This is a genomic window from Lichenicola sp. (assembly GCF_965198575.1).
Lineage (GTDB): Bacteria > Pseudomonadota > Alphaproteobacteria > Acetobacterales > Acetobacteraceae > Lichenicola.
The window spans coordinates 617,547-640,575 of record NZ_OZ240671.1 but is presented as its reverse complement, the minus strand read 5'-3'; the positions used below and the strand labels follow the sequence as shown (position 1 = coordinate 640,575).

Below are 23,029 nucleotides of genomic sequence, written 5' to 3'. Positions count from 1 at the left end.
CGCGGATCACAGGAGACGCGCATGCTCGAATTGAAAGCCGGCCAGTGCGTGCTGGGCGTGCGGCCCGACATCGGTGGTGCCGTCGGCTTCTGGACGCGGGACGGCAAGGCGGTGTTCCGCCCGGTGATCGATCCGAACCTGGCAGCACAGCAGGGCCAGGCGGTCGCGGCCTACCCGCTGATCCCGTTCTCCAACCGGGTGGCCGATGGCCGGTTCGAGTTCGGCGGCGAGACCTTCCAGCTTGCGCGCAATTTCCGCGGCGAACCGCATGCCATCCACGGCAATGCCTGGGAGCGGGTCTGGAGCGTGGTGGCGCAGGACCAGGCCTCGGTCACGCTGGCGCTCGACCACGCGCCGCCGCGTGATCCGGCCGAGCAGTGGCCGTTCTGCTACCGCGCCGAGATCGATTACGCGCTGCGCGACGACGGGCTGACGGTGCGGATCCGGGTGCGCAATACCGATCCCCGGCCACAGCCGGTCGGGGTCGGGTTCCATCCTTTCTATCCGCGCGACCATGACATCGAGCTCGGCTTCTCTGCGGCCAGTGTCTGGCAGGCGGGACCGGATTCGCTGCCTGCGGAGCGGCTTCCGGTCGAGGGCGACTGGTGTTTCGAGCCGATGCGTGCCGTCGACGGGCCGGCTCTCGACAACTGCTATGCCGGCTGGACCGGCTCTGCGTTTCTGCGCTGGCCGACGCGCGGCCTGTCGCTGACGATGACGGCGGAGGCACCGTTCGATCATCTGGTGGTCTTCACGCCACCAGGCCGCGACTACATCGCCGCCGAGCCTGCCAGCAACATGACGGACGCGATCAACCGCCCCGACATCCCCGATCGCGGACTGACGATCCTGGCGCCGGGCGAGGTGCTGCACGCCGAGGTGGAGTTTTCGCTGGCGCGGCTCTGACCGAGGGGACCCGCAAGGAAAGCAGGAAGTCCATGCCGCTCGGTGCTAGTGTGCGCACATGAACGTCGCTCTCCGCAGGCCAATGACGCAGGATGAATTCTTCGGCTGGGCGCAGTCGCAGGGCGGACGCTACGAGTTCGATGGAGTCCAGCCGGTCGCCATGACCGGCGGTACTCTCGGACACAACCAGATCATGCTCGCGATCCACCGCGCGCTCGATCGCCGGCTTGCGGACGGACCATGCACGGCGCTTGGTCCCGATGCCGGCGTGGTGACAATCGGCGACATCGTTCGTTATCCGGACGCGGTTGTCACCTGCTCGAAGTTCAGTCGCTCCGACCATTACGTGCCCTTTCCGGTCGTCGTCTTCGAGGTGATCAGCCCGGGATCGTTGCGCCTCGACCGGGTCGTGAAGCTCCGCGAGTATCAGGCTGTTTCTTCACTCCGTGTCTACGTCATTGTAGAATCAGACGCACCCGCCGTGACCGTTCTGTCGCGTGACCGGGACGGTGAAAGCTTCAAGGCCGTTGGCCTAACCGAGGATGATGTTCTGGACCTTCCTGCTGTCGGCATCTCGATAGCCGTGGCCGAATTCTACGCCGGTGTCGTGTTCAGCGACGGGTCCGGCTCCTGATCTCAGCTTGAGCGGGTAACCGCAGGTCCTGGTCGATGCCGCGCATGGGGATCGATGCCGAGGAGTGCTGTTGCCGAGCCTGACCGCTCGCCGCGGCCTCGCGTGCTTGACTGGCCGTTCGGGGCCGGGCGATAGGCCAACATATGGAAGCCCCTGACCCCGCGGACGACGATGACGAGGCCGCACTGCCCGGGTTGCCGCCGGGGGTATCGCGCTACATCACGCCGGCCGGGCTCGCCCGCATGGAGGCCGAGTTGCGCCAGCTGATGCGTGACGAGAGGCCGAAGATCGTCGAGATCGTGTCCTGGGCAGCCGGCAACGGCGATCGCTCGGAGAACGGCGACTATCTCTACGGCAAGAAGCGGCTGCGCGAGATCGACCGGCGCGCGCGCTTCCTCGGCAAGCGCATCGACGCGGCGCAGCTGGTCGACCCGGCCGCCCAGACCCGACGCGACCGGGTGTTCTTCGGCGCCACGGTGACCTACCTGGACGAGGCCGATGCCAGCCACAGCGTCACCATCGTCGGCGTCGACGAGGCGGATTTCGACAAGGGCGAGGTGAGCCTTGCCTCGCCGGTGGCGCGCGTGCTGATGGGCGCCCAGGTCGGCGACGAGGTGAAGCTGGCGACGCCGCGCGGCGTGGTCATGCTGGAGGTCACCGCGATCGCCTATCCGTAAGCCGCGGACCGTGACACATAGCGTGCCCATGATCCGACTCAACACATCCGCCCTGCTGCTCGGCAGCACCGTTCTCCTTGGTGGCGCCCTGGTCGCCGGCGCCGTACTGGCATCGCCACCTGCTGATGCCCGGCCATTCACCGCGGACGACCTGGTCTCGCTCGACCGCCTCTCCGACCCCCGGGTGTCGCCGGACGGAAGCCAGGTGGTGTTCTCGGAGCGCAGCACCGACCTTGCCGCGAACAAGGGCGTGAACTCGGTGCGGCTGTTGTCGCTCACCGCCGGCAGCGCGGCGCCTGCGGTGCTCGCCGGGGCCGAAGCCCAGGCGTTGCAGCCGCGCTGGTCGGCGGATGGCCACGCGATCTATGTCATTTCCGGCCGCGGCGGTTCGGACCAGGTCTGGCGGCTGCCGGTTGCGGGCGGCCCGCCTGTGCAGGTCACGCACCTGGCGGTCGATGTCGGCAGCTTCGAGCTATCGCCTGACGACCGCCACCTCGTCGTGTCGCTGGCGGTGTTCCCGGATACAGACTCCCCCGACGACACCAAGGCCCGGCTCGACCAGCGACACGCGGCCAAGCCGACTGGCGTGGTGTACGACACGCTGTTCGTGCGGCACTGGGACACCTGGGCGGACGGCACCCGCAACCACCTGTTCGCACTGGCGCTCGACGATGCGGGCGTGGCGACAGGGGCCGCAGTCCCGTTGATGAAGGGCTTCGACGGTGACTCCCCGTCCAAGCCGTTCGGCGACGACAGCGACTACACGATCGCCCCGGACGGCCGCACGGTGTTCTTCTCCGCGCGCCTGGCCGGCAAGAGCGAGCCGTGGAGCACCAACTTCGACATCTACCGCACGGCGATCGACGGCAGCGGCGCACCGGTCGACCTGACCACCGCCAACAAGGCCTGGGATGCCGGGCCGGTGGTGTCGCCGGATGGCCGCAGCCTGGCCTATCGCGCGATGAAGCGTCCGGGCTTCGAGGCCGACCGCTACGGCGTGATGGTGATGGACCTGGCCAGCGGCACAACCCACGAGATCGACCCGCACTGGGACCGTTCGCCCGGGACGCTGCTGTGGTCGAAGGACGGGCGCCAGCTGTACGTCACCGCGGAGGAGCTGGGGCAGTCCAAGCTGTTCGTGCTCGATGCGACCGGTCCGGATAGCCATCCGAAGGCGCTCACCGACCAGGGCCATGTGACGGAGGCCGAGCTCTCCGGCTCCGATATCGTCTATCAGCGCGACGCGCTCGACAGCCCGGCTCAGCTCTGGCGGATCCCGTCGGCCGGCGGCACGCCGGTGCAGCTGACGCATGTGGATGCCGGGCGGCTCGACGGCGTCGAGATGGCGCCCGTGGAGCAATACAGCTTCACCGGCTGGAACAACGAGACCGTGCACGGCTACGTGGTGAAGCCGGACGGCTATCAGGCCGGGCACACATACCCGGTGGTGTTCCTGGTGCATGGCGGGCCGCAGGGCTCGTTCGGCAATGACTGGTCGTATCGCTGGAACCCGCAATTCTATTCGGGGCTGGGCTACGCCTCGGTGATGGTCGATTTCCACGGCTCGACCGGCTACGGCCAGGCCTTCACCGACGCGATCTCGAACCACTGGGGCGACCGTCCGCTCGAGGACCTGCAGAAGGGCTGGAAGGCGGCGCTGGCGAAATACCCGTTCCTGGATGCCAGCCGGGCCTGCGCGCTCGGCGCCAGCTATGGCGGCTTCATGATCAACTGGATCGCCGGCAGCTGGAACGCGCCCTGGAAGTGCCTGGTCACGCATGACGGGGTGTTCGACGACCGCATGATGGGGTTCGCCACCGAGGAGCTGTGGTTTGCCGAGTGGGAGCATGGCGGCCCGGGCCACACGCCGTGGTCGGATCCGGCGGCGTACGAGCGCTTCAACCCGGCGGCGCATGTGGCGGCGTGGCGGGTGCCGCAGCTCATCATCCACGGCCAGCACGACTACCGGATCCCGATCGAGCAGGGGCTGGGCGCATTCGACGCGTTGCAGCGGCGCGGCGTCGAGAGCCGGCTGCTGGTATTCCCGGACGAGAACCACTGGGTGCTGAAGCCGGCCAACTCGCTGCTCTGGCACGCGACGGTGGCCGACTGGCTGCACGCCCATATCGGCAACTAGAACGGGCAGGGGACCAGGCGCATGGCCAGGCAGCTCAAGGTGGCGGTCCAGATGGACCCGATCCACGGCATCGACATCAACGGCGACTCCACGTTCGCGCTGATGCTCGAGGCGCAGGCGCGTGGGCACACACTGTCGGTGTACGACGTGCGCGCGCTCAGCCTGCGCGAGGGCAAGTCCGGTGTCGGGTCGGAGCGGGTCGAGCGCCTGACCGCGCGGATGCGGCCGGTCACCGTGCAGCGCGTCGCCGGCGCCCACGCCACCCTCGGCGCGGAAGCGGTGGTCGACGTCGCCACGATGGACGTGGTGCTGATGCGCCAGGACCCGCCGTTCGACATGGCCTACATCACCGCCACCCACATGCTGGAGCACGTCCACCGTTCGGACGGCAGCGGCACCCTGGTGGTGAACGATCCGCGCTCGGTGCGTGATGCGCCGGAGAAGCTGCTGGTCACGCATTTCCCTGATCTGATGCCGCCGACGCTGATCAGCTGGGACGTCCAGGCGATCCGCGACTTCCGGGCCGAGCACCGCGACATCATCGTCAAGCCGCTGTTCGGCAATGGCGGGGCAGGGGTGTTCCGGATCCGCGAGGACGACGAAAATCTCGCCTCGCTGCTGGAGATGTTCTTCAGCCGGAGCCGCGAGCCGCTGATGATCCAGCGCTACGAGAAGGCGGTGCGCCAGGGCGACAAGCGCATCATCCTGGCCGACGGCGAGCCGATCGGGGCGATCAACCGGGTGCCGGCCGAGGGCGAGGCGCGCTCCAACATGCATGTCGGGGGCAAGGCTGCGAAATCGGTGCTGAACGCCCGCGAGCGCGAGATCTGCGGCCGCATCGGGCCGATGCTGGCCGAGCGCGGGCTGATTTTCGTGGGGATCGACGTGATCGGCGACTGGCTGACCGAGATCAACGTGACCTCGCCGACCGGGCTGCAGGAGATCGACCGTTTCGATGGCGGCAACACCGCCGGGCTGATCTGGGACCGCATCGAGGCGCGGCTGGCAGGCTGACGGTCCAGGTCAGGCCGCGAGATGATCAGTCGTACATCTTGCGGCGGTACTTGTGCGGCTTCGGATCGCGGCGTTTCGGCCCGAAACGGTTGTCGTAGTACTCGTAGATCTCGGTCCAGAAGTACCACACGAAGGTCCCGGACCACCCGAGTATGGAAATGACGATGAGGAAAAAGATCAGCATTCCATCCTCCTCCGGATCGTGGCGCGGTCATGCGGTATCTCGCCGGGCCTTGCTGGAGCCCGTCGAACCGCAGGCGACGATAGCCTCTTTCGCCATCCGGCGGCAAACAACTCGCGTGTTGGTGTGCAGGCGGGGAGGGCGTTACACTTGATGATGCGGCCCGGTCAGGGCAAGAGATGATGCCCAGATGAGTCAAGCTCTCGATGACGATGAGACGAACACAGCCGCTGCACCTCCAGGCGGCACAGCCAGGGCCGTGGTCGATGGCTCCGCGATGAGCGGCGGCCACGAGTTCTACCGGTCCCCGTCGCCCGGCCTGTCACCAGGGCTGGCACCTGGTCTCGCACCAGACCTCGCCCCAGACCTCGGCCCGGTCGTGGCAGCACCCGTGCCGCGGTCCGCCCTCGATGCCGATGCGGTGCGTGCGGCGTACCAGCGCTGGGCCGGTGTGTATGACGGGGTGTTCGGCGGGGTTTCGGCATTCGGCCGCAGGCGGGCGGTGACATCGGTCAACCGGCTGCCTGGCACCCGGGTGCTGGAGGTCGGCGTCGGTACCGGCCTGGCCCTGCCGCACTACACCGCGGACAAGCGCATCACCGGCATCGACCTGTCGACGGCGATGCTCGAGCGGGCGCGCCGGCGGGTGCAGCAGGCGCGGATGCCGCATGTCGAGGCGCTGCTGGAGATGGACGCCGAGGAGACGGTGTTCGAGGACGCCAGCTTCGATATCGCGGTCGCGATGTTCGTGGCCTCGGTGGTGCCGAACCCGCGTCGCCTGCTGGCCGAGCTGAAGCGGGTGGTGCGCCCGGGAGGCCATATCCTGTTCGTGAACCACTTCCTGGCTCAGCGCGGGCTCCGTCTGGCGCTAGAGCGCGGCATGGCACGTGCGTCGCACTCGCTCGGCTGGCATCCCGACTTCGCCATCGAGTCGCTGCTGCCCGAGGCGGATCTGCGTGCTGCGCAGATCGAGCCGGTCTCGCCGATGGGCCTGTTCACGCTGGTCACGCTGACCAACGAGCCGGCACCTGCGCTGTCGCGTGACGGCCTCGTGCCCGGCGGCCTTGCAAAAAGGCGCGACCCACGGTCCCGGATGACTTGAGCCACCGGAAAAAAGCTCCAGGCGGCGCGGCAGACACCATGTGCTGCCGGGTGGAGAGAGCATGACCATGCAGCGCTGGCTTCGTCTGACCGATCATCGTGATGTCGGCACCTGCAGCATCCTGTTCGCCGTCGTGGCGGGACTGGTCGGCGGCGTGCTGTCGCTCGCGCTGCGGCTGCCGGCGGGCTCGATCGGGCTGCCGGCCGGGCTGTCGGCATGGCCGGCCGGGATGCTCCCGTGGCAGCGGTTGGCGCTCCAGCACGGCCCGATCATGGTGTTCTTCTCGGCCGTGCCGGCGCTGACCGGCGGTTTCGGCAACTGGTTCGTGCCGCTGCTGGTCGGTGCCCCGAACACCGCATTCCCCCGGCTGGCGGCGCTGTCGTTCTGGCTGACGGTGGCGGGCTTCGTGCTGACGCTGGTTGGCCTGCTCGGTGCCGTCAATCCGGCCTGGACGCTGTCGCTGGCGGTGCACCTGGCCGCAGCGGCGACGCTGCTGTGCGGGGCGAACCTGGTCACCACGATCCTGAACCAGCGCCGGCCGGACATGTCGCTCGGCGCGTTGCCGGTGTTCGTCTGGTCGCAGCTGATCGCGGGCACGCTGGCCGTCGCCGCCTTGCCGATGATGGCGGCCGCTCTCGTGATGACGCATGGCCCGGGTCCGGACATGCTGGCGAGCCCGGCTGCAGCCCGGTTCCTGTTCTATCCCGGCTTCTGCCTGATGATCCTGCCCGGCCTTGGGCTGGTGAGCCAGATCGTCGCGACCTTCTGCGGCGGCAGGCTGGCCGGCGAGCGGATCGTCGTCCTTGCCCTGGCGGCGCTGGCGATGAGCGGTTTCCTGCTCTGGGCGAACCAGCTGCTGAACGGCGGCGTGCCGGCGCCGGCCAGCCTGTTCCCGCTGGCCGCGCTGCTGTCCGTGCTGCTGCCGGCGCTGCTGATCGCAGGTTGCTGGACCCTGACCCTGTGGCGTGCCGGTGGAGTTCGGCGGCTTGTCGCGCCCGGCCTGTTCGCGTCCGGCTTCATCGTCGTGCTGGTCGTCGGCAGTCTGGTGGCACTGCTGCGGGAGGCGGGCGGCGCGTCGCTGGCACCCCTGCATGACGTGCTGTCGCTGGCATCGGTGTTCGCGCTGTTTGCCGGATTCTATTACTGGATCGGCAAGATGACCGGAAAGCCGTATCCGGAGCGCCTGGCCAGGCTGCAGTTCGTCTCGCTGCTCGCGGGCGTGGCGTTGCTCTTCGGGGGATTGGGCGCAGAGAGCCCGATCGCTGCGGCCGGGGCGTCGCTGGTCGGTGTGTCGATGCTGCTGTTCGCGCTGATCGTCGTGATCACGCTGCGCGGCGCTCGCAGCGTCGCCGCCAATCCATGGGGAGCCGGCGCGATGACGCTCGAATGGAGCGTGCCGTCGCCGGTGCCTGCCGGAACATTCGCCGAGGCTGCCCTCGCATGAGCACGACACTCGCCACTCCCGTTCCCGCCTTCGGGCCGGGCCTCGGCACCGACGTGCGCGACTGGTTCGCGCTGCTGAAGCCGCGGGTGATGACGCTGGTGGTGTTCACCGGTGCGATCGGGCTGTACGTGGCACCCGTGCATGTGCATCCGCTGGTGGCGTTCACCGCCATCCTGTGCATCGCGATCGCGACCGGCGGCGCCGGCGCTATCAACATGTGGTACGACCGCGATATCGACCAGCTGATGCGCCGTACCGCGAAGCGCCCGGTCGCGGCCGGACGGGTGAGCCCGAACGACGCGCTCGGCTACGGCATCGGCCTCAGCGTGCTGTCGATCGTGCTGATGTGGCTTGCCACCAACTGGGTCGCGGCGGCCGGGCTGGCCTTCTCGATCCTGTTCTACGTGCTGATCTATACGATGTGGCTGAAGCGGGCGACGCCGCAGAACATCGTCATCGGCGGGGCTGCCGGGGCGTTTCCGCCGATCATCGGCTGGGCCGCCGCGACCGGGCAGATCGGCCTGCTGCCGGTGCTGCTGTTCGCCATCGTGTTCGTCTGGACGCCGCCGCATTTCTGGTCGTTGTCGCTGTATGCCTGCGCCGATTACGGCCGCGCCGGGGTGCCGATGCTGCCGGTGGTCCGCGGCGCCCGGCATACGCGCTGGCAGATCCTGATCTACACGGTGGTGCTGACCGTCGTGTCGCTGTCGCCGGCGGCCCTGCACATGACCGGTCCGGTCTATCTGGTCTCGACGGCGCTGCTCGATGTGGGCTTCCTGGTGTGCGCCTGGCGGGTGCTGCGCGACGAGCAGACCGCCGACGGCACCAGCCTGACCGGTGACAAGCCGGCGCGGCAGGCCTTCCGCTTCTCGCTGCTCTATCTGGCGGCGCTGTTCATCGCGATCTGCGTGGACCGGGCGATTGCGTAAGACGGTTCGGCCGGTCGCGCCGACCAGGCCACCCACCGCGGCCGAAAGCGCCGGCGAAATACTGCGACGCCGGCGCGGCCGTGCTGTCACCCTGCTGGTCGTGCTGCTGCTGCTGGCGGCGTTGCTCTATGCCCTGACCGTGGTGAAGCTTTCGGCCTGACGCGCGCCGATCAGCCGAGCGTCTCGAGCAGCCGCGGAACCTCGGCCTCGACATCCTGCCGGCGGAAATCCTGTGCCATGCGCTGCGCCGCCGCGCGGTATTGCGACTGGTCCAGCACCTTCGCGATCGCCCGGCGCAGCTCCGGCACGTCCGGAGTGTCGGTGCGCAGGCCGATCCCGACGCCGCTCCAGGTGACCCGGGCACCGACCTCGCTCTTGTCCTCGGCAGCACCGGCCACCACCAACGGCACGCCGTGGCTCAGCGCGTCGTTCACCGTACCGTAGCCGCCATTGGTTACCAGCAGGGCGATGCGGGGCATCAGCCAGTCGAACGGCAGGAACTCCGCCAGCCGCACGTTCGGGCCGATCGGTCCGGGCACCGCCTCGATCGGCCGGCCGCCGGTGGTGACGACCAGCAGCACGTCCGGCCGATCCCGCAGCGCCTCGATCGTCGGGCCGATCAGCTGGCCGAGATCGTGGTTGGACAGCGTCCCCTGGGTGACCAGCACAACTTGCGCGGCTTCGTCGACATCCGGCGCCCAACCGGGGAGCGGGGTGTCGGCTTGCGGCAACGGCAACGCGCCGACGAAGCGCAACGACGCCGGTGGCTCGGCCCGCGGATACTCGAAGGCGGCGACCGTCGGCTGCAGATAGAGGTCGGGCAGGCTGACGCTGGCATCGTTCAGCGTCATGGCCGGCGGCGCGCAACCCAGCGCCTCGAGCTGCTGGTCGAACGCCTGCTGGATCGGGTGCGAGAACTCCCGGCCGACCATCTGCCGGATCATTCGGTACTGCGTCCGGTCCTCGTCATTCACCGCCGGTGGCAGGCCGATGCCGCTGGGCGCGCCGTCGTCGCGGGTGGTGAAGAGCGGCGTCACCCCGCAATGCACGACCGCCGGCCGATCCTGCCGGCGCCCGAGCAGCATCGGGTAGGTGCCGAGGAACAGATTGTCGCACAGGATCAGGTCGGCGGGCTGCTGATTGAGCAGTCCCTGCAGTGACAGGCTCTGCGCTCCGAGCCGCTCGATGAAGGCGTGCCGGAACAGGTAGCGCAGCTTTTCCGGCCCGTCCTCCAGCGTCTTGAGCTCGGGATAGACCGTGTCGAGATCGCTGAGATCCTGGTCCAGCGGGCCGGCGAAGGGGTGGAAATCGGCGCCGATCCGCGCGAACCGGTGGCGATGCGCGCTCGCGGTGTGGCCGGTCACGCCGTGGCCGCGCGCCATCAGCAGCGTGGCGATCGACAGCAGCGGGTTCAGGTGGCCCACCATCGGCGTGCCGGCGACGATGATTCTCAAGGGAGGGGAGGATCCTGCTTCAGCGATGCGGGCCGCAACCTCGGCTGTCCGCACGGCCGTGTCCAGGCCAGGTCAGGCCGGGCCGATCACGCAGGCTGCAGGAACTGCAGGTCGGCGAGGCGGGCATAGAGGCTGTTCTCGCGCATGAGCGACGCGTGGGTGCCGACCGCCATCACCCGGCCGGCCTCGATCACCACGATGCGGTCGGCCTTGCGCACGGTGGCCAGCCGGTGCGCCACCACCAGCGTGGTGCGGTTGCGCGACAGTACTGCCAGCGCATCCTGCACCGCCTGCTCGGACGCCGCGTCCAGGGCGCTGGTCGCCTCGTCCAGCAGCAGCACCGGCGGATCGCGCAGGATCGCCCGCGCGATGGCGATGCGCTGGCGTTGGCCGCCGGACAGCCGGATGCCCTTCTCGCCGAGGGAGCTGTCATAGCCGCGCGGCAGCTGCTCGATGAACTCGTCGGCATGGGCGGCGCGGGCGGCGGCACGGACCTCGTCGTCGGTGGCGGTGGGGCGGCCGTATCGGATGTTCTCGAGTGCCGAGCTGCCGAAGATCGCCGGGTCCTGCGACACGATGCCGAGCCGCGCGCGCAACGCGGCCGGATCCACGGTCGCTACGTCGATGCCGTCGAGCCGCACCACGCCGGATTGCGGGTCATAGAAGCGCAGCAGCAGCTGCAGTACCGTGGTCTTGCCGGCACCGGAGGGACCGACCAGCGCCACGGTCTCGCCGGGTGCGACCTGCAGCGAGAAGCCGTCGAGGGCGGCGTGGTCGGGCCGGGTCGGATAGCGGAAGCTCACGCTCTCGAAGGCGACGCGGCCTTCAGGGCGCGCGGGCAGCAGCGCCGGATGTGCTGGCGCCTGCACCGTCGGCCGCTCGTCGAGCAGTTCGCGCAGCCGGTCGGCGGCCCCGCCGGCGCGTTGCAGCTCGCCCCACAGCTCGCTCATCTGCGCGCCGGAGGTTGCCAGCAGCACCGCATAGAACACGAAGGCGGACAGGTCGCCGCCGCTCAGCCGCCCGGCAATGACGTCGCGGCCGCCGACCCACAGGCTGAGCACGATGGCGCCGAACCCGAGCAGGATCACCACCAGGATCAGCGTGGCGCGGGTGCGGATGCGGCGCACCGCGGCGGCCACCGAGCTCTCGATGCCGGCGGCAAAGCGCTCGCGGTCGATCGGCTCGTGGGTGAAGGCCTGCACGGTGCGCAGCGCGTTGACGGTCTCTTCCGCATAGGCGCCGAGGTCGGCGACGCGGTCCTGCGCCGCGCGCGACAGCCGCTTCTCGCGACGCCCGAACACCACCAGCGGCAGCAGCACGAGCGGCACCACCAGCAGCACCACGCCGGCGAGCTTCGGGCTGGTGACGAGCAGCATCGCCAGGGCGCCGAGCAGCAGGATGGCGTTGCGCAGCCATTGCGAGATCGCCGAGCCGATCAGCGACTGCAGCACCGAGATGTCGCCGGTCAGCCGCGTCAGGATGTCGCCGGTGCGGGCGGTCTCGAAGAATTCCGCGGAGAGCGAGATCACCCGGTCGAACAGGTCACGTCGGAGGTCGGCGGCGACGCGCTCGCCCAGCCACGACACCAGGTAGAAGCGCAGGAAGGTCGCCACCGCGAGTGCTGCCACGACGATGAACATGCCGAGTGCGGCCTGGTCGAGATGGCGCATGCTGCCACTGGCGAAGCCCTGGTCGATCAGCCGGCGCACGCCCTGGCCGAGCGCCAGCACCAGGCCGGCCGCGAGCAGCAGCATGGTGGTGGCCCCGATCGTGCGCCACACATAGGGACGCAGATACGGCAGCAGCAGCGCGAGCGAGCCGATTCGGAGACTGGGTCGGAGCGTGGGCAAATCCCGGCACCCTGCAGTGGTTCTGGACGCTACCGCAGCGCCGGCGGATCGCCTATCGACGGATCATCCCCAGGATTGTTTGCCGACTCTCCGTCTTGCCGAAGGAGAACAGCACCGTTCGAACGGGAATCGCTTGAAGTGATCCACGGCCTGTACCAGCTCTGCACAAGAGAACGGCTGCCGCTTCTTGCAAAGAGCCGCGTCTTTACATATGTTGCGCGAATTCACAAACGGATCGCGTGTCCCGTGCAGACGGCCGGACAGCGCAGACCAGCGGTCTGCATCCGCATATCAATCGACGATAGGATCGAGCTTGCCTGACGAGCAATCGACGAAAATGAGCATGCCCGTGGGCAGCGTGGCCCAGCCCGGGTCCGACGACGCGGTCCGGCAGGCTCTGCTGCGGCTGGGGAGTGGCGCCAGGCCGGACCAACGCCAGGACGCCCAGGGACGCACCGCCCAGTCCGGCCGGCCGGTGGTGCGCCGCAGGTTCGTGCAGGACGGCGAAGTGGCGGTCGAATATGCCGAGCGTCCGCGCCAGCCGGCACAGCCGGTGCAGAACAATGCTGCCGTACTTGACCAGCTTCGCGAGGAGTTGGCACGCGAGCGGCAAACCCGCACCGAGGCGGAGGCCGCCGTTCGCGAGCTGAAGCTGAGCCTGCAGACGTGCCAGACACGCGTCGCCCATCTCGAGATGGCGCTCGAGGAGGCACGCGCGGTGCCGCCGCCATTCGCTGCAGCGCCTGTCCAGGACGAGCCGATGCCAGCGCCCGATGCGCCGCGTCCGGTGCGTCGCCAGTATGTGCGCAAGGTGGCCAGCACCGATGCCGCGCCGGAACCCGAGCCGGTGAAGTGGTGGATCAAGTCGAAATAGCCCGAACCTGCTCGTCCGGCGCCTGCGTGCATCCTACATAGGGCGTGCACGACAGGAGCTGCGAGCGTCGCCATGTGGTATGAAAGCTTCTTCCGCGAGCAGCTGGCCGACCTCAAGCGCCAGGGCAATTACCGCCATTTCGCCGAACTCGAGCGCCACGCTGGCCACTTCCCGCGCGCCTTCCATCACGGCATCGGCCGCGACGTCACCGTCTGGTGCTCGAACGATTATCTCGGCATGGGGCAGCACCCGACGGTCCTGAGGGCCATGACGGAGGCCACCGAGCGCTACGGCGCCGGCGCCGGTGGGACCCGCAACATCTCCGGCACCAGCCCGCAGCACGTGGCTCTCGAGCATGAGCTGGCGGCGTTGCACGGCAAGGAGGCGGCGCTGCTGTTCACCTCCGGCTACATGTCAAACTGGGCGACGATCGGCACGCTGGCGCAGCGCATGCCAGGCTGCATCGTGCTGTCGGACGCCGCCAACCACGCCTCGATGATCGAGGGCATGCGGCACAGCCGGGCGCCGAAGCACATCTTCCGTCACAACGACCCGGCCGACCTGGAGCGCGTGCTGGCGTCGTTGCCGCGCGACGTGCCGAAGATCGTGGCGTTCGAGAGCGTCTATTCGATGGATGGCGACATCGCCCCCCTGGCCGAGTTGTGCGACGTCGCCGAGCGTCACCAGGCGATGACCTATCTCGACGAGGTGCACGGCGTCGGGCTGTACGGCGCCCAGGGCGGCGGCATTTCCGATCGCGACGGGGTCGGTCACCGGCTGACGGTGATCGAGGGTACGCTGGCCAAGGGATACGGCGTGGTCGGCGGCTATATCGCGGGATCGGCGGCGTTGTGCGACTTCGTACGCTCGTTCGCGTCCGGCTTCATCTTCTCCTCCGCACTTCCGCCCGCAGTGGCAGCGGCGGCTCTTGCCAGTGTCCGCCACCTGCGCACCAGCACGACCGAGCGCGCCGCCCACGCGGAACGCGTGGCGAGGGTGCGACGCCGGCTCAACGAGGAGGGCCTGCCGCATCTGGCCAACCCCAGCCACATCATCCCGGTGATGGTCGGGGACCCGGTGCAGGCGCGGCTGATCTCCGAGCAGCTGCTGACCCGGCACGGGGTGTACGTGCAGCCGATCAATTATCCGACCGTGCCGCGCGGCACCGAGCGGCTGCGCATCACCCCGACCCCGTTGCACAGCGATGCCGATATCGAGGTGCTGGTGTCGGCGCTGTCGGAAGCCTGGTCGGAGTTCAGCCTGGCCCGCGCTGCCTGAGGGATCGGGTCAGCCCGCCCAGGCGACGATCGCGCGGCCCACCTCGCGCAGCACCGCCTCCTGCGGCGCCATCTCCTGTCCCGGCGCGTCGTAATAGGCGGCCATCAGCAGCGGCGGCTTGCCCGGCCGGCGGGCGATCGCATAGTCGTTGCAGATGCCGTCGGCGGTTCCGGTGCGGTCGCCGGCGGTCCAGGCAGGCGGGAATGCGGCGCGCAGGCGGGTGCGGCCGACCACGTTGGAGTCCATCCAGCGTTCTAGCTGCGTCCGCGCGCCGACACCGAGCGCGTTGCCCAGGAGCACCGTCCGCGCCGAGCCGACGATGGCGCGGGGCGTGGTGGTGTCCAGGTCGCCGCGCCGGATGCCGACATTCGGCTCGTCATCGTCGAGGCGCGTCACCGGGTCGCCGAGGCCGCGGACATAGGCGGTCAGGCCGGCCGGGCCACCGACGCGCGCCAGCAGCAGGTTGGCGGCGGTGTTGTCGCTGTATTGCAGGATCGCCGCGGTGAGCTCGCCGACGGTCAGGACGCCCTGCTGCACATGCGCCGTCGTCACCGGGGAGGCGGGCAGGAGGTCCTTGGCGCCATACCGGACGGGGTTGTCGAGCGCGTCCCGGCCGGCATCGACGCGCGAGAGCAGCATCGCCGCGAGCAGGCCCTTGAAGGTGCTGGCCAGCAGGAAGCGCTCGTCGGCACGGTGCGCCAGCGTCCGGCCCGATCCGGTGTCCAGGACGAACACGCCGAGCCGGCCGCCATGACGCGCCTCGATGGCGGCGATCGCTGCCTCGCCCGGGGCGGCATGGGCGAGCCAGGCGGGGATGGAGGCGGTGCCGACCAGGGTGGTCAGGCCGAGGGCAAGGTGGCGGCGGGTCAGCAGGCGGGTCACACGGTCGTCCTTTTCCGGTAATCGTCACGTCCATGGCACGCATCACGCTGACGCGGCTCGACCGCTCCGACGCCGCCGAGTTGATCCGGACCAATCTCGCCAACCGCGACCATCACGCGCCGTGGGTGCATCCTTTTACCGACCTGGCGGGATTCGAGAACCGCGCCCGGACGATCGCCGGCGGTGCGCATGTCTGCCTGGTTGCGCGCGAGACGGCGTCCGGAAGTCTCGTGGGCGTGGTGGAGCTGAGCCAGATCGTCCTGGGGAGTTTCTGCAGCGCGTATCTAAGCTATTACGGAATGGCGGAATTCGCCGGCCGCGGCCTGATGACGGAGGCGGTGCGCGCTGCGATCGGTGTCGCCTTCGAGGAGGTCGGGCTGCATCGCCTGGAGGCGAACATCCAGCCCGCCAACCGGGCCTCGATCGCGCTGGTGCGGCGGCTGGGCTTCCGGCTGGAGGGGTTCTCGCCGCGCTACCTGCGGATCGACGGCACCTGGCGCGACCATGAACGCTGGGCGCTGCTGGCGGACGAGGTCCCGGGTTGAGCACCGGGGCCCAATCCCGGGGGCCTGATCCCGGGGGCTGGGCACCGGAGCTGGGCTTCGGTTCCGGAGGTTGCGCGGCGCTCGCATCCGTGCGCCTTTGCCGCTCCTGTTCCGCGGGCGATCGGAGTTTCGTGATGGCGTCTGTATCGGTTGGCGACCACGTCTCGGACCTGGCCGGCTCGCATGACGGCAAGCTCGTCGATATCGACGGCACCACGGCCTATGTCATGCAGGCCAACGGCGTCGAGATCGAGTTCCAGCTGAGCCAGTTGAAGCCGTATCAGCCGCCCAAGGTCGCCGAGCACCGGACGCTGTCCGGACCGCTGCGCGACACCGCGCTCGACCCGGCGCAGAAGGCGTTCCTGGCGTCGATCCCGGACGAGGTGATGGCCGCGGTCGCGCGGAGCTACGGCAGTGGCGACGATGCTTCGAGCCCGCGGACGGCGTTCGCGGCATTGCCGCCGTCGAAGAAGCTCGAGGTCATCCGCATCTACCTGCCGACGCTGCCGCACCAGCTGCTGATGCGCCACATGAGCCTGGTCGTGGCGATGCGCGATCTCGGCAAGCAGACTGCGGCGAAGCGGGGGCGGTCGTAGCGGCTGCCCCGGCCCGGGGTTGAGGCTGCGCAGGTTTCTCGGCCAGGATGATCCGGTGATGAGCTGGAGAGAACCGCGATGACCTTCGTCAGCATCACGCGGCTGCGGATCCGTTCGTGGCGTTTCATGCCAGGGTTCGCTGTGCAGGCGATCGGCTCCCAGCGCCAGTGCAGGCAGGCGAGCGGTTTCCTGAACGGCTCCCTGCTGCCGGACCGCAAGCTGACCTTCTGGACCATGACGCTGTGGCGGGACCAGGCCGCGATGCGCGCCTACATCGTGGGTGGCGCACATGGCAAGGCGATGTCGAAGCTGCAGCACTGGTGCGACGAGGCCAGCATCGTGCACTGGACCCAGGACGCCGACGCGCTGCCGGACTGGGACGAGGCGGACCGGCGAATGCGCACCGAAGGACGCCCGTCGAAGGTGCGCCACCCGAGTGCCGTGCATGCAAGCCTGGGCTTTGCTGCACCGCGCACTGGAGGGGCCGCGCCGATCAGGCCGGCGTAATGGGGAGGATCGCGATCGTTAAGCGGATATCCTGTGCCACTGTAATATCTGGACAGGGTTGATCAAAACTCGAGCGCCGCCAATGATTGGCATGCGAATACCGGCTGCTATGCGCCAGAAGCGGACGTTGACCCACTCTTCTACCGTTCCCCAGAGCGGACACGCGCTTTGGGGCTCACTCAAAGCCTAGCGGTTGGAAGGACCTGGAGGCACTCTGAAGCGCGCGGTTTAACAAAGAGCCCTATTGTCCGGGCTAATGGTGGAAGTACCCACCGTAAGCAGGCGTTCCTGACCTCGCTCACGTAAACCAAGCATGGCAAGACGATACTAGAGGGCGTCTACCTCCGTGATTAGACGCAAGGGTGCGAGCACTGACCGCTTACATCCAAACCCTCTGCATGCGCGTGCTCAGATCGTTTCCGAAGCTGGATTTTGCTTGAAGCTGGGCAGGAGTCAAAGAGTCGGGCCCTTTCGAACCTGTTTGCTCCATGAGACACTTGATCGAACCGTGCGGATCAACCTGCAGCTACGTAGCTGATGTCTAGCACCATTGTCTGGAGACTGCGTGTGCCGGTAGTTAAGTCAGATCGAGCCGAGAGAAACATCATTCCCGGTCGAGCTCGATCGATCGCGCTGAAGTTCACTCATAGTCCCAGTATCCGCCTGACGACCCGCGGCGTGACCGTGTTCGTGGGACCTAACAACTCCGGGAAAAGTCTGGCATTGCGCGAAATAGGCGGATGGGTTGGCAGCGAGAATCAGAAAATCCTTGCGGATGTTGAGGTCGACTGGCCGTCGCCCGAAGGTCTGGAGGCCTACCTAGTAAAGAGCGGCTGGGACGGGCGAAGTATGCAGTTCCAGCTTCGGAATGCCATTGGATTTCAGATGGGCCACTTGCCACAACAGCTCATTGACCAAGTGAGAAAACGCGAACATCCGGCCAACTTTTCTTCATCCACCTTTCCCTTGGGCACGCTTCGACTTGACGGTCGATCTCGCTTCGACCTGGTTAGAACGCAGCCTGCCGGCGACTGGAAAGCGGCTGCCTCAAACCTGTTTCAGCACTTCGTCAAGGACAGCGGCGACCGAGGAGCACTCCAACGGCGCGTGCTTAGCGCTACTGGTCTCTATGTAGCGTTCGATGCGACCGAAGCCAATCATATCCACGTTCGCCTCTCGAAGAACCCGCCCACTGGCCTGGAACGCTCCTTCGACGATGACGCGCTAGCGTATTTCGGCGCAGCACTTCCAATCCAGGACGCAAGCGACGGAATACAAGCGTATGTCGGCATTTTGCTCGCGATGACGGCAGATTACCTCCACACTGTACTGCTTGATGAGCCGGAAGCCTTTCTACACCCACCGATGGCTCGAAAGCTTGGTCGGCAAGTGAGCGAGCTTGCGCGAGAACGTGACATCTCGCTCTTCGCTGCCACGCACAGCGCCGACTTCCTGATGGGCTGCGTTCAGGCCGAAGAACAGGTCCAGGTGGTTCGCCTATCATATTCGAACGGTCAATCTCAAGGACGTCTGATCAATCAACACGAGCTGCGAGCGGCTTTCCTGAACCCTTTGATGCGCAGCGCTAATGCGCTCAGTTCGTTGTTCTATGACGGAGTAATTGTCACAGAGTCTGAGAACGACCGTGCCTTCTATGCCGAGATATATGCCCGCATAGCGGCCGAGAACGAGAGCATACCAACGATCCTTTTCGTTAACGCACAGAACTGGCAAACATGTGCGGTTATCGCTGGCCCACTCCGCCGCTTTGGGGTTCCTGCCGCCCTTATCATGGACGTCGACGTCCTCAACAGCGGTGGAAGCGACTGGACGTCGATCTACAGAGCTGCGGGTGTCCCCGACGCATCGCATCAGAGTTTGGGTCAGCATCGGGCGGAGATCGCTCGTCGGCTGACCGAGACAGACACTAAATTCAAGGTAAATGGAGGAATAAACGTGTTGATCGGGCAGGACCACGAAGCGGCGAAGGATCATCTTGCGTCGCTTGCTGCCTACGGGATTTTTGTTGTTCCCCACGGCGAGGTGGAAAACTGGCTGGCTGAGCTAGAAGTGCCGGGGAAGAAAACAGATTGGACCATTGCGATGCTACGTAAACTCGGCGACAACCCGAACAAGTCGTCATACATTCGACCAGAAGTTGGTGGTGTGTGGTGTTTCATCAACGCAGTTATCGATTGGGTAAGCCGCGCCGATAGGCGAGGTATGGCCGCCTAAGGCTGCATCCATCTTGCTCGCCAGGACCGATTGGCCACATCCGAACGTTCTAAGCGTCAAAGACCAACCAAGAAGCCTGAGCGTGAGAGTCTGTTTTCGCGCAAGTTCCAAGTCCAAAGCGGACCTACCGCTTTCGGCCAAACCCAGCCGCTCAAGCTGTTCGTCTACGTGTCGTATCGAGTCCGGTCTGGAAAGGTAAAATGAGGCTCGTCGAGTATCAGGGTTCCGAAAAGCTCTGGGCTGCCGCGCGACGGTCCCGGAACATCCCGGCCAGCACCAGGATCGCGAGCGCGGCAAGTGCCAGCAGCAGCATGCTGGCGCGCAGGCCGAAACCGGTGGCGATCGTGCCCACCACCGGGGGCCCGATCAGGAAGCCCGCATAGCCCGCGGTCGCCGCCATCGCGATGCCGGCCGCGGGTGAGGCGCCGCGTTCGCCGGCAGCGCTGAAGATCGCCGGGACGACGTTCGACAGGCCGAGCCCGACCAGGCCGAAGCCGATCGTCGCCGGCACCACCTCCGGGACCACGGCCGCAAGCGCCAGGCCGGCCGCCGCCAGGGCTGCACCGAGCCGCACCACTCTCGTCCGCGACAACGCCCGCACCACCCCGTCGCCGGTCAGCCGGCCGAGCAGCATGGCACCCGAGAACGCAGCAAATCCCGCGACGGCAGCGGCAGGTCGGGCGCCGGCGACGGTGGCGAGATAGACCGCACTCCAGTCGGTCATCGCGCCCTCGCACAGCATGCAGAGCAGGGCGCACGCACAGAGCGGCAGCACCGAACCGGCCGGCAACCGCAAGCCGGCACCCCCGCTCGCGACCTGGCCGATCCCCAGCACCCGCCGCCCGATCCCGGCCGCGATCAGCGCCAGGACCGACGCCGCCCAGAGCACCGCGAGCCCGCCGGCATGCAGGGCGACCAGGCCGGCGCCGAGGGCCGCACCCGCCAGGCCGCCACCGCTGAACGCGGCGTGGAACGACGACATGATGGCCCGGCCCTGGCGTTGCTCGATGCGGCTGGCCTCGGCATTCATCGAGACGTCGAGCGCACCGTTGGTCGCACCGAGCATCACGGCCGCGGCGATCAGCCAGCCGCCCCCGCCCGCCAGTGCCGGCAGCGGCAGCGAGAGCGCGAAGCCCGCCGCGGACAGCGTGGTCGCGCGGCCGGTGCCGAGACGCGGGGCCAGCAGGCCGGCGAGGGGCATCGCCAGCACGGCGCCGGCGGCGAACCCCAGCAGCACCAGCGTGAGGAGTCCGGTGGACAGCCCGAACTCCGCGCGCAGCCACGGGATGCACGACGCCCAGGCGCCGATGCCCAGCCCGTTGACCAGGAAGATGCCGGTCGTCGCGAGCCGCTCACCTGGTCTTGCCGGCGTCTCGGGCGTGGCGATCACCGGCAACTCACCGCCGGCTCAGCGCCCGCGGCTAGTGACCCGTCTGCAGGAAGGGGATCGGCGCGCTGGCATAGACGGAGGTCGGCAGCTTGCCGTCCCAGCGTTGCGCGCGGGTGTAATCCACCAGCGCCGGGTTGGCCGCGACCGCACCCGACAGCAGTTGCGCCGCACGCGCCTGCGCCTCGCCGTTCTTCTGGGTGGCATACGAGGTCGCATCCGCCTGCAGCTTGGTGGCCTCCGCAAGACCACGCGCCTGCTCGATCGCCTGGTTGGCCAGGCCCGCGGCGACGATCTTGGCAGTGTCGGCCTCGATCTGCGCCTTGCGCTGCAGACCCTGCGCCTGCTCGACCTGGGTTTTCACCACCGACGCCTGCGCCTGCGCCTCGCGGAAACTCTGCGCGTAATCGAGATTGGTCAGCTGCACGTCGGTGACGTCGAGATGATACAGCGCCTTGGCACGCTCTTTCACCGTCGTGTCGACCCGCTTCACCAGCACGCCGCGATTGCTCGCAACGTCGCTCACATTCACCGTGCCGGCGGCGATCTTCCACTCATTGACCACCATGGAAAGCAGGTTCTGCTCGTAGCCCTGGTTGTGCGCGTAGATGTAGCCGACCTCGTCGACCGGGATCTGGAACTGCACCGTGAGCGTCGCGTCGATTTCCTGGTTGTCGACGGTGTAGGTGTTGAGCTGCGGCGTCTCGAATTGCTGCGTGTCGGTCCTGAAGTAATGCACCTCGCCGATGATCGGCCATTTCAGGTGGAACCCGGGATCCGCGGTCCCGGCATACGCGCCGGCGTTGGTGACCACGGCGCGCTCGTTCGGCGACACCGTGTAGCCGCAGCTGAAGATGCCGGCGGCAACCAGGATCGCGGCCAGGCTGACGGCGATCAGTTTCGGGCTGATGACGGAAGGCAGCAGGCTGCGCGGCGGACCGCCATTGCGCTGCTCGAAGAAGCTGTTGTTCATCGGGAACGGTCTCTCCGGTCGGGCGTGACCGGGCCTCAATTATCCGCCGACCCGGCGATCCCGTCCACTGCGTCCCGCCGCTAGCACTTTGCCCAGTCGAAAGGGACCAGGAAAAACTCTAGTTCGTTGTTTAGGCGAGCATCTTTTATCCGTTCGAGAAGCGCGGTCGATCGGATGATGCTCTAGGCTGCGCGCGGGGTCGGCCGCAGCGGCAGATCCAGAAGGCAGCGGATCTCGCCGTCCCGGTGCTCGTAGCTGGTCCGCGCGCCGAGGGTGAAGGGCAGGGCGCGCTCGATCAGCTTGCGGGCATAGCTGCGCAACGCTTCCGATGCGTCGTCGGGCGACGGCGGCACACCGTGCTCGTGCCAGTCGAGCATCAGGTGCGTGGCGCCTGCTGCGGGGTCGCGGGGTGCATCACGAGGCGCGCTCGTCGTGATGACCGGGGGCGTGATGACCGAGGGCGCTCCGGCCAGGTGCCAGCGCACGGCCAGGCGGCCGGCGGGGGTGGCGAGCGCGCCATCATGTCCCGCGTTGTGGATGAGCTCGTGCAGGCCGAGCGTGAGCAGCTGCAGCGCGTGTTCGGGAATGGCCACGTCCGGACCGTCGAGCTCGATCTGATCCGATTGCGGATCATGCCCGCACGCACGCAGCTCGCCGCTGATCAGTTCCGCCATCCTGACGGGCTGCCGCTCGGCCTCACTGAGCATCCCCTGGGCCCGGGCGAGGGCGCCGATCCGGCTGCTGAAGCGCGTGCGGAAGCTCTCGAACGAGACGCTGCTGGTGGCCAATGTCTGCTGCGCGATCGCGGTGACGGTGGCCATCAGGTTGCCGGTGCGATGTTGCAGCTCGGTCAGCAGGGCATCCTGTCGGGTCTCGAGGCGGCGGCGCTCGGTCACGTCACGCTGGCTCGAAAGCCACCGCGTCACCCGCCCTGCCTCATCCCGGATCGGCATGACCAGCCAGTCGATGACGTAGGGCTCGCCATCCTTGCGATAATTGATCGCCTCGCCGTAGAACGTGCGCCCGGCCTCGAGATCCGCACGCATGCGGTCCAGCACCGACCGATCGGTCGCGGGACCCTGCAGCAGACGCGGCGACCGCCCGATCACCTCTTCGGGCGCATATCCTGTCATTCGGGAAAACGCCGGGTTGACGTACTCGATCAGGGGACCAGGCGCGTCGAGATCGGCGGAGGTGACGATCACGGTGTCGTCGATCGCCTCGATCGCCGCCCTGAACAGGCTCAGATCGAGCCCAGGGTCGCGGTCACCTTTCCCGTACGTCGCGTCCACAGCCCACTCCCTGGCCAACTCGATCCGGTAACACCCCGTAACGCGTTGGGTTGAAGCCAGGACGGTCGCGTTGCGGTGGTGTGGTCCGGCGACCCGCATCCACCCGCATCGAACCGTCAGCAGGCTATAGGG

22 protein-coding genes are annotated in these 23,029 nt (G+C 67.7%); 15 read left to right on the top strand and 7 right to left on the bottom strand.

The features are described from left to right. Positions 1-21 precede the first annotated feature (21 nt). The 5 genes from ACOEQ2_RS03125 (at position 22) to gshB (ending at position 5,368) form a co-directional block, all read left to right on the top strand. Positions 22-906 carry an aldose 1-epimerase gene (locus ACOEQ2_RS03125; RefSeq protein ID WP_419729929.1) on the top strand — a complete coding sequence of 295 codons (885 nt, stop codon included), beginning with the start codon at positions 22-24 and terminating at the stop codon, positions 904-906. Between the two features lie 58 nt (positions 907-964). Next, complete coding sequence (locus ACOEQ2_RS03120; protein ID WP_419729928.1) at positions 965-1,540, top strand: Uma2 family endonuclease; 576 nt, start codon at positions 965-967, stop codon at positions 1,538-1,540. Positions 1,541-1,683: 143 nt separating this feature from the next. Continuing rightward, positions 1,684-2,217: a transcription elongation factor GreB gene (gene greB, locus ACOEQ2_RS03115; RefSeq protein WP_419729927.1), complete on the top strand. Its 534-nt coding sequence runs from the start codon at positions 1,684-1,686 to the stop codon at positions 2,215-2,217. A gap of 28 nt (positions 2,218-2,245) precedes the next feature. Then, on the top strand, positions 2,246-4,354 hold the full coding sequence (locus ACOEQ2_RS03110) for a prolyl oligopeptidase family serine peptidase (RefSeq protein WP_419731123.1): 2,109 nt from the start codon (positions 2,246-2,248) through the stop codon (positions 4,352-4,354). Between the two features lie 21 nt (positions 4,355-4,375). Beyond that, on the top strand, positions 4,376-5,368 hold the full coding sequence (gene gshB / locus ACOEQ2_RS03105) for a glutathione synthase (RefSeq protein ID WP_419729926.1): 993 nt from the start codon (positions 4,376-4,378) through the stop codon (positions 5,366-5,368). 25 nt (positions 5,369-5,393) lie between these two features. Here gshB and ACOEQ2_RS03100 read toward each other — a convergent pair whose 3' ends face one another. Further along, entirely contained in the window at positions 5,394-5,552 is a 159-nt protein-coding gene (locus ACOEQ2_RS03100; protein WP_419729925.1) for a hypothetical protein, read from the bottom strand. Between the two features lie 274 nt (positions 5,553-5,826). Between ACOEQ2_RS03100 and ACOEQ2_RS03095 the strand changes: the two genes are divergently transcribed. From ACOEQ2_RS03095 to ACOEQ2_RS03080, 4 genes are all read left to right on the top strand, one after another. Continuing rightward, on the top strand, positions 5,827-6,651 hold the full coding sequence (locus tag ACOEQ2_RS03095; RefSeq protein WP_419731122.1) for a class I SAM-dependent methyltransferase: 825 nt from the start codon (positions 5,827-5,829) through the stop codon (positions 6,649-6,651). A 61-nt stretch (positions 6,652-6,712) separates the two neighbouring features. Next, positions 6,713-8,095 (top strand): cbb3-type cytochrome c oxidase subunit I, encoded by a 1,383-nt coding sequence (locus tag ACOEQ2_RS03090; RefSeq protein WP_419729924.1) that lies wholly within the window; start codon positions 6,713-6,715, stop codon positions 8,093-8,095. Further along, positions 8,092-9,024, top strand: coding sequence for a heme o synthase (gene cyoE, locus ACOEQ2_RS03085; protein ID WP_419729923.1), 933 nt, complete (start codon positions 8,092-8,094; stop codon positions 9,022-9,024). The genes ACOEQ2_RS03090 and cyoE overlap by 4 nt, the downstream gene beginning before the upstream one ends. Further along, positions 9,017-9,184, top strand: a complete 168-nt coding sequence (locus ACOEQ2_RS03080; protein WP_419729922.1) for a hypothetical protein — start codon at positions 9,017-9,019, stop codon at positions 9,182-9,184. Before cyoE ends, ACOEQ2_RS03080 begins: the two co-directional genes overlap by 8 nt. A gap of 10 nt (positions 9,185-9,194) precedes the next feature. Here ACOEQ2_RS03080 and ACOEQ2_RS03075 read toward each other — a convergent pair whose 3' ends face one another. Then, positions 9,195-10,478: a nucleotide disphospho-sugar-binding domain-containing protein gene (locus tag ACOEQ2_RS03075; RefSeq protein ID WP_419729921.1), complete on the bottom strand. Its 1,284-nt coding sequence runs from the start codon at positions 10,476-10,478 to the stop codon at positions 9,195-9,197. A gap of 86 nt (positions 10,479-10,564) precedes the next feature. Beyond that, the gene (locus tag ACOEQ2_RS03070; RefSeq protein WP_419729920.1) at positions 10,565-12,328 is read right to left on the bottom strand and encodes an ABC transporter transmembrane domain-containing protein; all 1,764 of its coding nucleotides are present in this window, start codon (positions 12,326-12,328) and stop codon (positions 10,565-10,567) included. Between the two features lie 337 nt (positions 12,329-12,665). Between ACOEQ2_RS03070 and ACOEQ2_RS03065 the strand changes: the two genes are divergently transcribed. After that, the gene (locus ACOEQ2_RS03065) at positions 12,666-13,202 is read left to right on the top strand and encodes a hypothetical protein (protein ID WP_419729919.1); all 537 of its coding nucleotides are present in this window, start codon (positions 12,666-12,668) and stop codon (positions 13,200-13,202) included. A gap of 72 nt (positions 13,203-13,274) precedes the next feature. Next, the gene (gene hemA / locus ACOEQ2_RS03060; protein ID WP_419729918.1) at positions 13,275-14,480 is read left to right on the top strand and encodes a 5-aminolevulinate synthase; all 1,206 of its coding nucleotides are present in this window, start codon (positions 13,275-13,277) and stop codon (positions 14,478-14,480) included. A gap of 9 nt (positions 14,481-14,489) precedes the next feature. Here the strand turns inward: hemA and bla are convergent, their stop codons facing one another. After that, positions 14,490-15,362: a class A beta-lactamase gene (bla, locus tag ACOEQ2_RS03055; RefSeq protein ID WP_419729917.1), complete on the bottom strand. Its 873-nt coding sequence runs from the start codon at positions 15,360-15,362 to the stop codon at positions 14,490-14,492. Positions 15,363-15,394: 32 nt separating this feature from the next. On the opposite strand from bla, the gene ACOEQ2_RS03050 reads away from it, so the two are divergent. The 4 genes from ACOEQ2_RS03050 to ACOEQ2_RS03035 all read left to right on the top strand — a co-directional run bounded on the left by ACOEQ2_RS03050 (position 15,395) and on the right by ACOEQ2_RS03035 (position 19,245). Next, positions 15,395-15,907, top strand: coding sequence for a GNAT family N-acetyltransferase (locus ACOEQ2_RS03050; RefSeq protein WP_419729916.1), 513 nt, complete (start codon positions 15,395-15,397; stop codon positions 15,905-15,907). A 134-nt stretch (positions 15,908-16,041) separates the two neighbouring features. Beyond that, positions 16,042-16,503 carry a hypothetical protein gene (locus ACOEQ2_RS03045; protein WP_419729915.1) on the top strand — a complete coding sequence of 154 codons (462 nt, stop codon included), beginning with the start codon at positions 16,042-16,044 and terminating at the stop codon, positions 16,501-16,503. A 78-nt stretch (positions 16,504-16,581) separates the two neighbouring features. Beyond that, positions 16,582-17,010: a DUF3291 domain-containing protein gene (locus ACOEQ2_RS03040; RefSeq protein ID WP_419729914.1), complete on the top strand. Its 429-nt coding sequence runs from the start codon at positions 16,582-16,584 to the stop codon at positions 17,008-17,010. Positions 17,011-17,688: 678 nt separating this feature from the next. Next, positions 17,689-19,245 carry an ATP-dependent nuclease gene (locus ACOEQ2_RS03035; protein WP_419729913.1) on the top strand — a complete coding sequence of 519 codons (1,557 nt, stop codon included), beginning with the start codon at positions 17,689-17,691 and terminating at the stop codon, positions 19,243-19,245. A gap of 217 nt (positions 19,246-19,462) precedes the next feature. Here the strand turns inward: ACOEQ2_RS03035 and ACOEQ2_RS03030 are convergent, their stop codons facing one another. From ACOEQ2_RS03030 to ACOEQ2_RS03020, 3 genes are all read right to left on the bottom strand, one after another. Further along, positions 19,463-20,635 carry an MFS transporter gene (locus ACOEQ2_RS03030; protein WP_419729912.1) on the bottom strand — a complete coding sequence of 391 codons (1,173 nt, stop codon included), beginning with the start codon at positions 20,633-20,635 and terminating at the stop codon, positions 19,463-19,465. Between the two features lie 31 nt (positions 20,636-20,666). Next, on the bottom strand, positions 20,667-21,605 hold the full coding sequence (locus ACOEQ2_RS03025; RefSeq protein ID WP_419729911.1) for an SPFH domain-containing protein: 939 nt from the start codon (positions 21,603-21,605) through the stop codon (positions 20,667-20,669). 182 nt (positions 21,606-21,787) lie between these two features. After that, entirely contained in the window at positions 21,788-22,996 is a 1,209-nt protein-coding gene (locus ACOEQ2_RS03020) for an HWE histidine kinase domain-containing protein (RefSeq protein WP_419729910.1), read from the bottom strand. Positions 22,997-23,029 lie beyond the last annotated feature (33 nt).

Excerpts from the sequence above, each read along its gene's own strand:
- ACOEQ2_RS03125 (WP_419729929.1), top strand. The coding sequence starts at position 22 with ATGCTCGAATTGAAAGCCGGCCAGTGCGTGCTGGGCGTGCGGCCCGAC.
- ACOEQ2_RS03120 (WP_419729928.1), top strand. The coding sequence starts at position 965 with ATGAACGTCGCTCTCCGCAGGCCAATGACGCAGGATGAATTCTTCGGC.
- greB (WP_419729927.1), top strand. The coding sequence starts at position 1,684 with ATGGAAGCCCCTGACCCCGCGGACGACGATGACGAGGCCGCACTGCCC.
- ACOEQ2_RS03110 (WP_419731123.1), top strand. The coding sequence starts at position 2,246 with ATGATCCGACTCAACACATCCGCCCTGCTGCTCGGCAGCACCGTTCTC.
- gshB (WP_419729926.1), top strand. The coding sequence starts at position 4,376 with ATGGCCAGGCAGCTCAAGGTGGCGGTCCAGATGGACCCGATCCACGGC.
- ACOEQ2_RS03100 (WP_419729925.1), bottom strand. The coding sequence starts at position 5,552 with ATGCTGATCTTTTTCCTCATCGTCATTTCCATACTCGGGTGGTCCGGG.
- ACOEQ2_RS03095 (WP_419731122.1), top strand. The coding sequence starts at position 5,827 with ATGAGCGGCGGCCACGAGTTCTACCGGTCCCCGTCGCCCGGCCTGTCA.
- ACOEQ2_RS03090 (WP_419729924.1), top strand. The coding sequence starts at position 6,713 with ATGACCATGCAGCGCTGGCTTCGTCTGACCGATCATCGTGATGTCGGC.
- cyoE (WP_419729923.1), top strand. The coding sequence starts at position 8,092 with ATGAGCACGACACTCGCCACTCCCGTTCCCGCCTTCGGGCCGGGCCTC.
- ACOEQ2_RS03065 (WP_419729919.1), top strand. The coding sequence starts at position 12,666 with ATGAGCATGCCCGTGGGCAGCGTGGCCCAGCCCGGGTCCGACGACGCG.
- hemA (WP_419729918.1), top strand. The coding sequence starts at position 13,275 with ATGTGGTATGAAAGCTTCTTCCGCGAGCAGCTGGCCGACCTCAAGCGC.
- ACOEQ2_RS03050 (WP_419729916.1), top strand. The coding sequence starts at position 15,395 with ATGGCACGCATCACGCTGACGCGGCTCGACCGCTCCGACGCCGCCGAG.
- ACOEQ2_RS03045 (WP_419729915.1), top strand. The coding sequence starts at position 16,042 with ATGGCGTCTGTATCGGTTGGCGACCACGTCTCGGACCTGGCCGGCTCG.
- ACOEQ2_RS03040 (WP_419729914.1), top strand. The coding sequence starts at position 16,582 with ATGACCTTCGTCAGCATCACGCGGCTGCGGATCCGTTCGTGGCGTTTC.
- ACOEQ2_RS03025 (WP_419729911.1), bottom strand. The coding sequence starts at position 21,605 with ATGAACAACAGCTTCTTCGAGCAGCGCAATGGCGGTCCGCCGCGCAGC.
- ACOEQ2_RS03020 (WP_419729910.1), bottom strand. The coding sequence starts at position 22,996 with ATGCGGGTCGCCGGACCACACCACCGCAACGCGACCGTCCTGGCTTCA.